Below are 15,196 nucleotides of genomic sequence, written 5' to 3'. Positions count from 1 at the left end.
ATATTAGTATCTTTTTCTGTTTTTGTGTTGGTTATTATGGTGTGGTTTTTTGTGATTACTTTTAGAATAATTTTGGCCTTGTGAGTTTCTTTTCTTTAATAAATTTTTACTTTCTGAAAGTACTTCTTCTGAGTTTCTTAAATCTAATTTACCATCAGACAGGTCAAATAAATGGTTATAGATTACAGCATCATCTACGGTATCTTTGTTCCAATTTAAATAACATTTTTTCATGTGATTTGCAATGGTAAATACTAAAGCTTGTTTTTTTTCATCTTCTTCCCAACTTAAGGCAACATCTATCATGGTTTGGATGTTGTTGCCATAGTAACGATATCTGGAAGCAGATTTTGGATAAGCTAAACCTTCTGGTTTTTCTTGTAATTCTTCTTTTGAGGGAATAGGATATGGAGATTCTGCATCTAATTTAAAATCTGACATAATATACAACTGATCCCAAAGTTTGTGTTTAAAATCTGGTACATCTCTTAAATGTGGTTGTAAATTACCCATAACATCTACAATGGCTTTTGCCATTTTATCTCTTTCTTCTTTAGTTTCTAAAGCTACGCAATGGTTTACTAATTTTTGTATATGTCTGCCGTATTCTGGTATAATCATTAACGGTCTTTCTGAGTTGTATTCTAAATCGAATGTCATTTATGTAATTTTGTGAAGTTTTTAAATTTCTAATCAATTTTAGAAATTTTATGCGTTCTAAGCTGCTTTAGAACTGATAACTTATTTTTGTAGTTATTTTAGGTTGCAAAATAAATAATTAATATGAATTAAGAATTAAGAATTCGAAATTTATTACCCAATTACTTTTAATTTAGCAAATTGTAGTAATAATTTCTTTTTACCTGCAGTTGCAAATTGAATTTCTGCTTTTTTATCTGGCCCTTTACCTTCTAAACCAACCACAGTACCTTTACCAAACCTGTTGTGCTCTACAACATTACCTACTATAATTTCGCCATCAAAAAGATTCATTTTAGGTGAAACTTGCGATACTTTTTTTAAGTTTTTAGGAATGATAACTTCTTTCTTTTTTGCCAAATCACGTTCCATTTTTTTGCGTTGAATTGGTTTTTGAAAACGAATTCCTTTTGGTGCATCATCAAAAATAGATTTATCTACAAATCTATTAACTGAAGGTTCTGGTACTTTTGGTGTAATGTAATATAGAAATTGATCATCTATTTCTTCTAAAAACCTACTTGGTTCTGCATCTACTAATTTACCCCACCTGTAACGGGTTTGTGCATAGGTTAAATAGGCAACTTTTTCTGCTCTTGTTAAAGCAACATAAAACAATCTGCGCTCTTCTTCTAGCTCGCTTCTTGTATTCATACTCATGGCAGAAGGAAATAAATTTTCTTCTAAACCAACAATATAAACATAGGCATATTCTAAACCTTTAGATTGGTGAATGGTCATTAAAGAAACCGTAGGTTTGTCATCATTTTTTTCTGAATCGAAATCTGTTGCTAAGGCCACATCTTCTAGAAAAGATGTTAAAGAAGCATCTTCTCCTTGTTCTATTTTATCGGTTATAAAATCTTTAATTCCGTTTAAAAGTTCTTGTACGTTTTCTACTTTACTTACCGCTTCTGGTGTACCGTCTTTTTCTAAATCTTTAATTAAAAGGGTTTGTTTTACAACCAATTCTGCAATTTCGAATGCATTTTTAGTTTTGGCTTCAATCTGAAAGCGTAAAATCATGTTCATAAAATTCTGCAACTTATTTTTAGTTCCAGAGTTTATTTTGATGTCTAGTTTATCGATATATTTTACAATATCAAAAATAGATTTTTTGTAATTATTTGCTGCTATTGTTAACTTATCTATGGTTGTTGCGCCAATTCCTCTTGCAGGATAATTTATAATTCTTTTTAAAGCTTCCTCATCATTTGGATTAATTAAAATACGTAAATAAGACAAAATGTCTTTTATTTCTTTTCTTTGGTAGAAAGAAATTCCGCCATAGATTTTATAATCTATATTTTTTTTACGCAACGCATCTTCAATTGCTCTAGATTGAGAATTGGTTCTGTACAACACACAAAAATTGTCTGGCGTTAATTGATTGTTCATCATGTTTTCCCAGACAGACTGTGCCACAAAACGGCCTTCTTCTCCGTCTGAAATTGTGCGCATTACATTTATTGAATCTCCAGCATCATTACTAGTCCAAACTTCTTTATCTAACTTGGTTTTATTTTTGGCAATAACTGAATTTGCTGCATTCACAATATTGCTTGTAGATCTATAATTTTGTTCTAATTTAAAGGTTTTAACATCAGGATAATCTTTTTGAAAATTCAAAATATTTTGAATGTTGGCACCTCTAAAACTGTAAATACTTTGAGAATCATCACCAACCACACAAATGTTACCAAATTTATCTGCCAAAGCTCTTACAATAATGTATTGTGAGTGGTTTGTATCTTGATACTCGTCTACCATAATGTAACGAAAACGATCTTGATATTTTGCTAAAACATCTGGAAAACGGGCTAATAATTCATTGGTTCTTAACAATAAATCATCAAAATCCATTGCACCAGCTTTAAAACATCTGTCTACATATTCTTTATAAATATCGCCAACTTTTGGTCTGCTGGCGTGTAAATCTGCTTCTTGTAAATCTGAATTATTAAAGTAAGCTCTTACCGTAATTAAACTGTTTTTAAAAGATGATATTCTACCTAAAATTTGTTTGGGTTTGTACCGTTCTTTATCTAAACCCATTTCTTTAATAATAGCACCAATTAAACGTACAGAATCTTGAGTATCATAAATGGTAAAATTACTTGGAAAACCTAACTTGTCTGCCTCTGAACGTAAAATACGTGCAAAAACGGAGTGAAATGTGCCCATCCAAAGGTTTTTAGCTTCGCTTGCGCCTACTACAGATGCAATTCTTGCCTTCATTTCTTTAGCGGCTTTGTTAGTAAACGTTAACGATAGAATATTAAAAGAATCTACACCTTGCGTCATTAAATGCGCAATTCTATACGTTAACACTCGTGTTTTACCAGAACCTGCGCCTGCAATAATTATCATTGGACCATCTTTTTGTAAAACGGCTAATTTTTGAGGTTCATTTAAAGAATCTAAGTAATTGCTCAAGAGATATTTTTTTGTAGAATTTAAGGTACTAAATTAAGAACTCTCTTTTTATTTTTATGCTAAAAGTAGATATTTTATTCACAAGTTATTATCATATAAATTCGCCTTAAAACCCGAATTTTATAAAATTCGGCTTTTAACCCGAATTATTAAATATTCGGGTTAAGAGCCGAATAATTTTATTATATTTGTAAAACTAAATTAGTTTATGACAAGTATTATTACAGGAGATATTATAAATTCTAGAAATGTAGACACTCTTATTTGGATGCCTTTATTAAAAGAAACTTTTCAAGAAATAGGAACACCGCCAAAAACTTGGGAAATTTTTAGAGGAGATAGCTTTCAAGTTGAAATAACGCAACCTGAAAACGCGTTGTTTTTTGCTATAAAATTAAAAGCAATCTTAAAACAAATTAAAAATTTAGATGTAAGAATTGGAATTGGAATTGGTGATAAAACAGCAAATTACAAGCAGATAACAGAAGGAAACGGAGAAGCATTTATTTTTAGTGGAAAAGCGTTTGATACGCTTGTGAAAAAACAAAATTTAGCAATTTTGACGAATGATGAAAGCTTTAATATGCAAATAAACACCACATTAGCTTTGGGTTTGTTAATTATGGATAATTGGACCATAAATTCTGCAGAATTTGCTGTAAAATATTTAAATAATAAAGGTACTACCCAAAAAATATTAGCTAAAGAATTAAATATTTCTGAAAGTAGCGCCAGTGAAAGAAGAAAAAGAGCCGGTTTAGATGAAATTATGCAATTCGAAAAAATATATCGTAAAATGGTAATGCATAAAAAAATAAACGGATGCTACTCTTTATAAAACTTTTATTAGCACATATTATTGGCGATTTTGTTTTGCAACCTACAAAATGGGTTTTAGAAAAAGAAAAGAGGAAAATAAAATCTTTACACCTCTACTTTCATATTGCCATTCATACCATATTACTTTTGTGCTTGCTTAAATTTGATATAGAAAAATATGCTTTTGCTTTTGTATTCTTATTAATTTCTCATTTTTCTATTGATGTTGCAAAACTTTATTTTCAAAAGAAACATAATAAAAGAATTTGGTTTTTTACAGATCAAATATTACATATTTTTACTTTAGTAATAGCCACTTTATATTACCAAGACAAATTTGCTTTATCTTTAATTTTTAATGATAAAACCATACTTTTTTTAACGGCGCTATTTTTAATTACGCATGTAACTCCATTACTTATAAAAATAATTATTAGCCAATGGACACCAGAGAAAAAGAAAGAAAAAGATGCCTCTTTAGCCAAAGCAGGAAAGTATATTGGTATTTTAGAACGCTTGTTTATTTTTACTTTTATTGTAACTAATAATTGGCAAGCTATTGGTTTTTTATTAGCTGCAAAATCTGTTTTTAGATTTGGAGATTTAACAGCTTCTAAAGACAGAAAATTAACAGAATACATTTTAATTGGTACTTTGTTAAGTTTTGGATTGGCTATTTTAATAGGTATATTATATTCCCATCTAATAACGTTATTATAAATTATGGAAGATAAAATTTTAGAAAGTATTGCATACGTTTTACCTGCTGCAGTTACAGGTTTTGTAGCTTATTATATGTTTAACGGATTCATCAACAATAAAAATGAAGAAAAAAAACTAGCTATTTTAGCACAAAGAAAAAAAGAAGCTTTACCAACAAAATTACAAGCTAATGAAAGAATGTTGTTATTTTGTGATCGCATAAATCCTGTAAAAATGCTTATGCGCATTCAGCCAATTTCTGATAATACTCAAGATTATTTACAGTTGTTATTAGCAAATATAGAGCAGGAATATGAGCACAATTTGGTACAACAAATTTATATTTCTGATAAAACATGGATGGCTATTTTAGCCGCAAAAAACGCAGTAATTAATAAACTAAGGCAAGTTTCTGAATCTTCTAACTCTGCAAACGATTTAAGAGAAAATGTTTTGATAGATTACTCTAAATCTACACCACCCACAGAAACTGCTATAGATTTTATTAAAAGTGAAGTAAGAGCACTACTTTAAGCAAAAATTAAAAAGCCTTCTCTAAAAAAAGAGAAGGCTTTTTGATAAAGGTTTATAAAACAAGGGAAGTACTTTTAATCTGTGCAATTAAAACAGTAATCTAAACCCTAAATTATAATTTCTTCCACGAGTGGTAAAACCAGCTATTTCCTGAAAATCTTCATTAAAAATATTGGTTACACTTCCATAAAAAACAACGGTGTTTTCTAACAGGCTATGATTTATAAAAAAATCTACAAGACTGTAAGCATCCAAATCTACATTTCCAAAATCTTTGGTTTCATCAACAAATCTATAACTTAAAGAAGTAAATGTTTGTGGAGATAGATTGTAATCTGCCTTTAAAAAGAATTTATTCTGAGGTATTTTTAACAACAAATTCTCATCTCTGTCTATATAAGTGTAATTTGCTAAAAATCGTAATTTTTCATTGGCAGTATAAGAAATTTCAGTTTCTAAACCTCTTGCTAAAAAAGTTCCAAGATCGTTTACTGTTTGAAAAGTTGTTGGATCAAAACCAATTTTATTAGTTTCTTCTCTATAAAAATACGTTGCATTTATATTGATTTTACTACCTAAAGTTACATCAAAACCACCTTCAATAGTAATATCTTCTTCTGGTAACAACTCATTTACAGTTGGTAATTTTGTAAAAATTTCTGACAATGTTGGAGCCACAAAGGCAGTACTATAAGATGTAAAAACCTTAAAATCATTTTCCGAAATTTTAAAATTATAAGAAGGATTTACATTAAAAACCAAATTATTACCATATTCACTATGAATATTTAATCTAGTTCCTGCATTTAAATTAAAACCAAAATCAGAAAAATAATTAAAAGATACATAAGGATCGTAAAAATGTTGTTTTCCAGAACCTTCTTCTATTGTACTAAAAGATGTTCTTTGAATCATATCTTGAAATTGAGAAGTAAAACCTGCTAAAAAAGAAAATTGATTACTAAATTTATAATTATTATACACATCAAAACCATATACTTCTCCATAGAAAAAATCATTAGAAGGTAATTGGTCTCTGTCTATTTCTGTTAAAAAAGTTCTTATTTTTAATTCACCTTTATTGTAAGTATAATCTGCATTTACACCTACTCTTTTTTGAATGCTTTGCAAGTTATTATCTCTATCTGCAGGAATACTTGCAAAAGTTACAGGATCAAAATCAAAACCATCAAAATCTGTAGAAAACTCATCATAGCTAGACAATAAACCAATTTTTAATTTATTATTTATAGCATAATTAACTTTTAACAATACATTTTGTCTTGCAAACTTATCTTCTTCAAACGGCTGATTTCCTGTACTTTCAGCTGCAGACAAACCACTAGAACCATTGGCATTTAATGCTAATAAATAATCTACTTTACCTAAAGTTCCATTAAAATTAAAGTTTGTTGTAAATTCTTCTCCAGAAAATTTAGGATTCTTACTAGAAGAATTTGTGCTCACAGAAGTTGTAAAAGTTCCTCCAAAACTATTTTTTGATGCTTTCTTTAAAATAATATTTATAACACCAGTAGCAGCTCCAGAACCATATAATGTAGATGATGCTCCCTTTAAGATTTCTATACTTTCTATTTGATTAATATCTATTTGTCTTAAATCAAAATCACCATTAAAAGAAGAAGGGTCGTTTACATTTACACCATCTATTAAAATAGCCACCTGCCTATTTCGTCCTCCTCTAATATAGTATCCTAAATTTTGTCCTTTTGTACTAAAGTTACCATTAATTTCTACACCAGGAACATCGTTTAACAAATCTACAACCGTTCTTCCTAAATTATTCTGTATTGTTTCTTGTGTTATTTTGTACACAACTTTACCAATATTTTTTTTATTGGTTTTAAATTTTGTAGCAGTAACTACCACCTCATTTAACGTTTCTACGTTTTCTTTTTGCTGTTTTTTTTGTGCAAAAAGATTTGTGTTGACAAAATTACATGCCAATACACCAACAATTAATAATTGTTTTTTCATTTTTTTAATAAATTTGATTTACAATAAATCAGGTAAATTTCGTGTACAGAAAAATATTAGTACATAAACTTTTATCCCGAAAGTTTTTTTACTCTTGATTAATGGCAGGTCTCCTGACTTGTTTTTATGTTATTTGCCTTCCCATTTTTATGCTGAAGAAATTTTCAGAATTTTAAACAGTGGCTAAAGAATAAATAACATTCTCTTTGAGATACTGAAACGAGTTCAATAGTAACTTACAGTTGCGGGAACAGTTCTGGATTTTAACCAGATTCCCTTTTAATTTAATATAAATTGATGTTTATATTAAAACCAAAAATCGCAGCAAAGATATACTTTATTATAAATAATCTATGAAATAAAGGTTCTAATTTAATATCTTTAACCAGAATAATTTTTAAAATTTTATGAGAATAGAAAATGATTTAAAATTGGGCTTTAAAGATGTTATGATTCGCCCCAAAAGATCTACCTTAAAATCTAGATCGCAAGTAAATCTAGAGAGAGAATTTACCTTTTTACATAGTAATATTGTCTGGACAGGAATTCCAATAATGGCTGCAAACATGGACACTGTTGGTACTTTTGAAATGGCAGAGACATTAGCAAAACACAAATTATTTACAGCAATTCATAAACATTATTCCTTAGAAGAATGGCGAAATTTTGCATCAAATTCATCTAAAGAAATTTTAAACAACATTGCAGTAAGCACAGGAACAGGAAAAGAAGATTCGCAAAAAGTATCTCAGATTTTATTAGAATTTCCACAAATAAATTTTATTTGTGTAGATGTTGCTAACGGTTACTCAGAACATTTTGTGAATTTTGTTCAAGAAATGCGTAAAAATCATCCTAAAAAAGTAATTATTGCTGGTAATGTTGTTACAGGAGAAATGGTAGAAGAATTACTTTTGGCAGGTGCAGATATCATAAAAGTTGGTATTGGGCCAGGTTCTGTATGTACAACTCGATTAAAAACAGGTGTTGGATACCCACAATTATCTGCAATTATAGAGTGTGCGGATGCTGCTCATGGTATGGGTGGTCATATTATTTCTGATGGCGGCTGTAAAATTCCTGGAGATATAGCCAAAGCTTTTGGTGGAAGTGCAGATTTTGTAATGTTAGGTGGCATGCTAGCAGGACACACAGAAAGTGGTGGAAAATTAATAGAGAAAAACGGAGAAAAATTTAAAGCTTTTTACGGAATGAGTTCTGAAACTGCTATGAATAAACATGCTGGTGGCGTAGCAAACTATAGAGCCTCTGAAGGTAAAACTGTTGCAGTTCCATTTAAAGGAAATGCAGAAAACACTATAACAGATATTTTAGGTGGTATTAGATCTACATGCACTTATGTTGGTGCTAGTAGGCTAAAAGAATTAACAAAAAGAACTACTTTTATTAGGGTGCAAGAACAAGAAAATCAAATATATTCTTAATGAAAAGCTATAAAACTAATGTTTTATTTTTTTTATTATTTATAACTTTTTCTTGTAAGAAAGAGGTTAGTAAAGCTGATAAAAATAAAAAATCAAACACTAATATTAAATATGCCAAAGGTTTTAATATTGTAGAAGAAAATGGAAAAAAAAAGTTAATTATTAAAGCTGCTTATCAAAATTCTAATAAAGTTTTTGAATATCTAATTAAAAAGAAAAAAACGAAAACAAGTATTGAATCTAATTCCGAAATTATTAAAGTTCCCGTAAAGAGAATGGTGGTTACTTCTACAACTCATATTCCAATGCTAGAGTTGTTAAATGAAGAAAATTCAATAATTGGTTTTCCAAACTCAAAATACGTTTCGTCAGAAAAAACTAGGAAATTAATTGATGCTAAACAAATTAAAGAAATTGGTAAAGAAAGTTCTTTAAATACAGAAATACTGCTAGATTTAAAACCAGAACTAGTAGTTGGTTTTAGTGTTTCTTCTACAGACAAATCTTTAACAACCATTAAAAAAGCAGGGATTAATATAATTTACAACGGAGATTGGTTAGAAGAAACTCCTTTAGGCAAAGCAGAATGGATAAAGTTTTTTGGGGTTTTATTAGATAAAGAAAAAGAGGCTGATAGTATTTTTAACGCAATAGAACATCGATACCTTGCTACTAAAAAATTAGCTTTAAAAGCAAAAGAAATACCAACTGTGTTGTCTGGTAATTTGTTTAGTGATGTTTGGTATGCACCTGGAGGTAATAGTTTTATTGCCAACTATTTTAAAGATGCCAACACCAATTACATTTGGCAAAAATCTAAAAAATCTGGCAGTTTACCTTTAAGTATAGAAACTGTTTTAGACAAAGCAAAAAATGCTACTTATTGGATTGGTTGTGGTTTATATGAAACAAAAAAAGATATGCAAAACTCTAGCAAACAGTATCAAAATTTTAATGCTTATAAAACCAATGAGGTATATACTTATGCCAATAAAAAAGGAGCTATAGGAGGTTTATTATATTTTGAAACCTCTGCTATAAAACCTGATTTAATGCTAAAAGATATTTTAAAAATTACACATCCAGAATTATTACCAAATTATAAACTTACTTTTTTTGATAGAATAGAATAAGCTGTAATCAAAACAACATAAAACAAAAAACTCCAATTTAAATTGGAGTTTATAACATTTTTAAACAAGTAACTTTAAGAAGTTATTATTTGGGCAGTGTGTGCTTTTGTTTTTACTTTGGTAATAACATCTTCAATTACTCCGTTTTCATCAATAACAAATGTAGTTCTATGAATTCCGTCATATTCTTTGCCCATAAATTTCTTAGGGCCCCAAACCCCGAAAGCTTCAATAACTGCTTTATCTTCATCTGCTAAAAGAGGAAAAGGCAATTCATTTTTATTTATAAAGTTTTGTTGTCTTTTTGCAGAATCTGCACTAACACCTAAAACATCATAACCTTTGGCTAAAAAAGTTTGGTAATTGTCTCTTAAATCACACGCTTCTGCGGTACATCCTGGAGTACTTGCTTTCGGGTAAAAAAATAAAACCAACTTTTTACCTGCATAATCTGTAAGTTTAATTGTATTTCCTGCATTATCTTTTGCTTCAAACTTTGGAGCGTTATCTCCTATTTTAAGTGTTGTCATAAATTTTGTTTTAAAATTTAAAAGTACAAAGTTTATAAAGTTGAATAAAGCTTCTTTGAAAAAAGTAACTTTAAATTAACATTTTTAGAAGCTACTTTATAACTTTACAAATTATAAACTTTACAACTACCACAAAATGAACAAGCAAGAAAAAGTACAGTTTGTTATAGATAAATTAGAAGAATTGTATCCAGAAATACCAATTCCGCTAGATCACAAAGATCCGTATACTTTATTAATTGCCGTATTATTATCTGCCCAATGTACAGATGTTCGGGTAAATCAAATTACACCTTTATTATTCGCTAAAGCGGATAATCCTTTTGATATGGTAAAAATGACAGTAGAAGAAATTAAAGCAATTATAAGACCCTGTGGTTTATCGCCAATGAAAAGTAAAGGTATTTATGGCTTGTCTAAAATTTTAATTGAAAAATATAATGGAGAAGTTCCACAATCTTTTGAGGGTTTAGAAGAATTGCCTGCAGTTGGCCATAAAACAGCTAGTGTAGTTATGAGTCAAGCTTTTGGTGTACCCGCATTTCCTGTAGATACACATATACAACGTTTAATGTTTCGTTGGAATTTATCTAATGGAAAAAGTGTTGCACAAACCGAAAAAGATGCAAAACGCTTATTTCCTGAAGAATTATGGAATGATTTACACTTACAGATTATTTGGTATGGTAGAGAATATTCTCCTGCAAGAGGTTGGAATTTAGAGCATGATATTATTACAAAAACAATTGGTAGAAAATCTGTTTTAAATGATTACTACAAGAAAAAATAGGGTTATTAAAAAAAATTAAACGCAATGAAGCTAAGATTTTCAATGTGATATAAATTGACTTAGACAAAGGCCAAAAGTTGCAAATTTATTTTGCTAGGTAATATTAAACTTTCCCATAAATGAGCTCAACTTTCCCCTTTGGGGAAATGTCTGAAAAACAAAGGGGCTTTTAGTAAGGTTAAGATGAAATAAAAAAAGCCGCAACTTTCGTTACAGCTTTTTCCACTCTTAATTCAAATTCAATTCAATGAAATCTTTTGATTTAGTTTTTACAATAGTTAACGATTTAGAAAAATTAATCAAAAATTGAACTGTTTCTTGTTTGGGTTGCATCTGAATTCTAGATGACTTTTTGGAGTAAAGTTGCATCATATATTATATTTAAATTATTGGTTACTAAATTAATAACGATGCTTTTTTTACTTTATTATGAATTCACCAAAATAATATTATGTTTTTCTATTAATTTGCGCATATTAATTAAAGCATAACGCATTCTACCTAAAGCAGTATTAATACTAACTCCTGTATTTTCGCTAATTTCTTTAAAGCTCATATCTTTATACATACGCATTACCAAAACTTCTTTTTGTTCTTCTGGCAACTCATTTACAAGCTCTCTCACATTATCATGAATTTGCTCTTGTATAATTTGTTTTTCAGCATTTAAATTACCATCACCTAACACAGAAAAAATATCAAATTCGTCTGTATTTCTAAATTTAGGCATTCTATTATTTTTTCTAAAATAATCAATAACCAAATTATGCGAAATACGCATTACCCATGGTAAAAACTTACCTTCCTCATTATAATTTCCTTTTTTTAAAGTTTTAATTACCTTAATAAAAGTTTCCTGAAAAATATCTTCTGTAATATCTTTATCTTGTACTTTACTATAAATAAAGCTAAATAAACGTTGTTGGTGTTTGTGAATTAGTACAGATAAAGAGGCTTCTTTACCCTTTATATATTGACTAACAAGAATACTATCTATGTTTTTATTTTCGCGCATATGAATTACTTTATAAATTAGCTAGCCGCTAATTTTTGTATTATTTTTAATAATTTTTAAAGTAATTTTTAACTATATGCGTCTGTTTTTGTGTGGATTAATGATTACAAATATGAAGATTATTTTCTAATATTACAAATATTTAACAAAAAAAGATTTTTACAAATCTACAAATACGTGTTTTTTTTGGTAATTTTATCACTTATTATTTTGATACATGAAGACAGACATTTCGCAAGTTAATCCTAAAGAAAACATCATTATAAAAGGTGCAAAATTGCACAACTTAAAAAATATAGATGTTGTAATTCCTAGAAATAAATTAGTAGTAATTACAGGACTATCTGGCTCTGGCAAGTCTTCTTTAGCTTTTGATACGCTGTATGCAGAAGGGCAAAGGCGTTATGTAGAAAGTTTAAGTTCTTATGCACGCCAATTTTTAGGAAAATTAGACAAACCAAAGGTTGACTATATAAAAGGTATTGCACCTGCCATTGCTATTGAGCAAAAAGTAAATTCTACAAACCCAAGATCTACAGTAGGTACATCAACAGAAATTTACGATTATATAAAATTGTTATTTGCAAGAATTGGTAAAACCTACTCACCAATTTCTGGCAACGAAGTAAAAAAAGATACGGTTTCAGATGTTGTAAAGTTTGTGAAAAAGTTTGAAGACAAAACAAAACTACTTTTACTTGCACCAATTTCTATTGATAAAAACAGAGACTTAAAAACAGTTTTGCAAGTTTTAGAGCAGCAAGGTTACGCGCGTTTAAAATGGAGTAATAAAGTACATAGAATTACAAATTTCCCTTTAGAAAATTATAAAAACGAACCCTTGTTTTTAGTTGTAGATAGAATTGTAACTAAAAACGATGAAGATTTTTACAATAGATTGGCAGATGCAATACAAACTGCATTTTTTGAAGGAAAAGGAGTTTGTTTTATAGAGAATTTAGCAGATAATAACGTTTCAGAATTTAGTAATAAATTCGATTTAGATGGTATGTCTTTTCTTGAACCAAACACACATTTATTTAGCTTTAATAATCCTTATGGCGCATGCCCAACTTGCGAAGGCTATGGAAATGTAATAGGAATAGATGCAGATTTAGTAATACCAAACACAGGTTTATCTATTATGGAAGATGCAATTTTCCCTTTTAAAACACCGTCTTACGTTCATTACAAAGACGCTTTAATAGAAGTTGCCTATAAATTTGATATTCCTATTCACAAACCCTGGTTTCAATTAACAGAAAAACAAAAAGAGTTGGTTTGGTCTGGTAACAAATCTTTTAACGGAATAAACCATTTTTTTAGTGTTTTAGAAGAAAAAAGCTATAAAATACAGAATAGAGTTATGCTTTCTCGTTACAGAGGTAAAACAAAATGCATCACTTGTAATGGCAAACGTTTGCGAGAAGAAACCAATTACGTTAAAATAAATAACAAAAACATTTCAGACTTAGTGGCTTTACCATTAGATGAATTGGCCAATTTTTTCAAAAATTTAAAATTAGACAAATACCAAGAAAAAATAGGAAAACGATTATTAACAGAAATAAATAACAGATTACAGTTTTTAACCAATGTTGGTTTAAATTACTTAACCATCAACAGAACTTCCAACACACTTTCTGGTGGAGAAAGTCAGCGTATTAATTTGGCCACATCTTTAGGAAGTTCTCTGGTTGGTTCTATGTATATTTTAGATGAACCAAGTATTGGTTTGCACCCAAAAGATACAGAACGTTTAATTGGCGTTTTAAAAGATTTAAGAGATTTGGGCAACACTGTTGTTGTGGTAGAGCATGATGAAGATATTATGCGAGAAGCAGATTATATTATAGATATTGGCCCAGAAGCAGGTACTTTTGGTGGTAATGTAGTTGCAGAAGGTAATTTTGCAAAAATTTTACAATCAGAATCTTTAACCGCAAAATATTTAAACGAAGATTTAAAAATAGAAGTACCAACAAAACGCAGAACTTCAAAAAACAAAATAGAAATTATTGGCGCAAGAGAACACAATTTACAAAATATAGATGTTACAATTCCGCTAAACTGTTTAAGCGTAATTACAGGAGTTTCTGGCTCTGGTAAAAGTACATTAGTAAAAAAAATAGTATACCCAACAATGCAAAAAAAGCTAGTTGGTTATGGAGATAAAATTGGGCAACATACTAGTGTTAAAGGAGATTTTAACACCTTAAAAAACATAGAATTTATAGATCAAAACCCAATTGGGCGTTCTTCACGTTCTAACCCTGTTACCTATATTAAAGCCTATGATGATATTAGAGCTTTATTTGCCGCACAACAACTCGCAAAAGTTAGAAACTACAAACCCAAACATTTTTCTTTTAATGTAGAAGGCGGCAGATGCGAAACTTGCAAAGGCGAAGGTGAAGTTACCATAGAAATGCAATTTATGGCAGACGTGCATTTAGAATGTGACGTATGTAGCGGCAAACGCTTTAAAAAAGAAGTTTTAGAAATAAAATTTTATGAAAAAACCATAGATGATATTTTAAATTTAACCATAGATGATGCCGTTGCTTTTTTCAAAGAAAATTTAGTAACTAAAATTGCCAAAAAACTGCAACCCTTGCAAGATGTTGGTTTGGGTTATGTAACCTTGGGGCAATCCTCCTCTACCCTTTCTGGTGGCGAAGCACAACGTATAAAACTGGCTTCATTTTTAGTAAAAGGTACCACAAAAGACAAAACATTATTCATTTTTGACGAACCAACAACAGGTTTACATTTTCACGATATTAAAAAACTATTGGCAAGTTTTAATGCACTTATAGCCCGTGGCCACTCCATAATTGTAATTGAGCATAATATAGAACTTATTAAATGTGCAGATTATATTATAGATTTAGGTTTAGAAGGTGGTAAAAATGGCGGAAACCTAATATTTCAAGGCACACCAGAAGATTTGGCAAGAAACACCAAAAGTTATACCGCAAAATATTTGGCAGAAAAATTGGTTTTTTAATTTTTTTTGAAGCTATTTCCAGCTTTCAGCACTCGCTTTTTTTGTTTGAAAAAAACAAAAAAGAGCTCAAACAAATGCTTCAATC

Annotated in this window: 12 protein-coding genes and 1 riboswitch; of the genes, 7 read left to right on the top strand and 5 right to left on the bottom strand. The window is 29.4% G+C overall.

The features are described 5' to 3' along the window. Nucleotides 1-3: 3 nt before the first annotated feature. A complete protein-coding gene (locus tag Q0762_RS03365) occupies nucleotides 4-660 on the bottom strand; it encodes a DUF4290 domain-containing protein (RefSeq protein ID WP_298763555.1) in 657 nt (218 codons plus the stop codon). A gap of 153 nt (nucleotides 661-813) precedes the next feature. Then, nucleotides 814-3,135, bottom strand: a complete 2,322-nt coding sequence (locus Q0762_RS03360) for an ATP-dependent helicase (protein WP_298763554.1) — start codon at nucleotides 3,133-3,135, stop codon at nucleotides 814-816. Nucleotides 3,136-3,343: 208 nt separating this feature from the next. Here Q0762_RS03360 and Q0762_RS03355 point away from each other — a divergent pair, with 208 nt between their 5' ends. Genes Q0762_RS03355 through Q0762_RS03345 form a run of 3 tightly spaced genes read left to right on the top strand, consistent with a single transcriptional unit; the run spans nucleotide 3,344 to nucleotide 5,190 of the window. Next, on the top strand, nucleotides 3,344-3,973 hold the full coding sequence (locus Q0762_RS03355; RefSeq protein ID WP_298763553.1) for a SatD family protein: 630 nt from the start codon (nucleotides 3,344-3,346) through the stop codon (nucleotides 3,971-3,973). After that, the gene (locus Q0762_RS03350; protein WP_298763552.1) at nucleotides 3,958-4,674 is read left to right on the top strand and encodes a DUF3307 domain-containing protein; all 717 of its coding nucleotides are present in this window, start codon (nucleotides 3,958-3,960) and stop codon (nucleotides 4,672-4,674) included. Before Q0762_RS03355 ends, Q0762_RS03350 begins: the two co-directional genes overlap by 16 nt. Nucleotides 4,675-4,677: 3 nt before the next feature. Beyond that, the gene (locus tag Q0762_RS03345) at nucleotides 4,678-5,190 is read left to right on the top strand and encodes a hypothetical protein (RefSeq protein WP_298763551.1); all 513 of its coding nucleotides are present in this window, start codon (nucleotides 4,678-4,680) and stop codon (nucleotides 5,188-5,190) included. An 87-nt stretch (nucleotides 5,191-5,277) separates the two neighbouring features. On the opposite strand, the gene Q0762_RS03340 is transcribed toward Q0762_RS03345, so the two are convergent. Further along, nucleotides 5,278-7,188, bottom strand: coding sequence for a TonB-dependent receptor plug domain-containing protein (locus Q0762_RS03340; RefSeq protein WP_298763550.1), 1,911 nt, complete (start codon nucleotides 7,186-7,188; stop codon nucleotides 5,278-5,280). Nucleotides 7,189-7,273: 85 nt separating this feature from the next. After that, nucleotides 7,274-7,520: riboswitch (cobalamin riboswitch) on the bottom strand. A gap of 75 nt (nucleotides 7,521-7,595) precedes the next feature. Here Q0762_RS03340 and guaC point away from each other — a divergent pair. Further along, nucleotides 7,596-8,633, top strand: coding sequence for a GMP reductase (guaC, locus tag Q0762_RS03335; RefSeq protein ID WP_298763547.1), 1,038 nt, complete (start codon nucleotides 7,596-7,598; stop codon nucleotides 8,631-8,633). Next, complete coding sequence (locus Q0762_RS03330) at nucleotides 8,633-9,766, top strand: ABC transporter substrate-binding protein (RefSeq protein WP_298763545.1); 1,134 nt, start codon at nucleotides 8,633-8,635, stop codon at nucleotides 9,764-9,766. The genes guaC and Q0762_RS03330 overlap by 1 nt, the downstream gene beginning before the upstream one ends. Before the next feature lie 74 nt (nucleotides 9,767-9,840). Here the strand turns inward: Q0762_RS03330 and bcp are convergent, their stop codons facing one another. Further along, nucleotides 9,841-10,296 carry a thioredoxin-dependent thiol peroxidase gene (bcp, locus tag Q0762_RS03325; RefSeq protein ID WP_298763542.1) on the bottom strand — a complete coding sequence of 152 codons (456 nt, stop codon included), beginning with the start codon at nucleotides 10,294-10,296 and terminating at the stop codon, nucleotides 9,841-9,843. Between the two features lie 136 nt (nucleotides 10,297-10,432). On the opposite strand from bcp, the gene nth reads away from it, so the two are divergent. After that, nucleotides 10,433-11,086, top strand: coding sequence for an endonuclease III (gene nth, locus Q0762_RS03320; protein WP_298763540.1), 654 nt, complete (start codon nucleotides 10,433-10,435; stop codon nucleotides 11,084-11,086). A 427-nt stretch (nucleotides 11,087-11,513) separates the two neighbouring features. Here the strand turns inward: nth and Q0762_RS03315 are convergent, their stop codons facing one another. Continuing rightward, complete coding sequence (locus tag Q0762_RS03315; RefSeq protein WP_298763539.1) at nucleotides 11,514-12,101, bottom strand: sigma-70 family RNA polymerase sigma factor; 588 nt, start codon at nucleotides 12,099-12,101, stop codon at nucleotides 11,514-11,516. 217 nt (nucleotides 12,102-12,318) lie between these two features. Here Q0762_RS03315 and uvrA point away from each other — a divergent pair, with 217 nt between their 5' ends. Then, nucleotides 12,319-15,111 carry an excinuclease ABC subunit UvrA gene (gene uvrA, locus Q0762_RS03310; RefSeq protein ID WP_298763538.1) on the top strand — a complete coding sequence of 931 codons (2,793 nt, stop codon included), beginning with the start codon at nucleotides 12,319-12,321 and terminating at the stop codon, nucleotides 15,109-15,111. Nucleotides 15,112-15,196 lie beyond the last annotated feature (85 nt).

The organism is uncultured Polaribacter sp., assembly GCF_947495205.1.
Classification (GTDB): Bacteria; Bacteroidota; Bacteroidia; order Flavobacteriales; family Flavobacteriaceae; genus Polaribacter.
This window is presented reverse-complemented; position numbering and strand designations above follow the sequence as displayed.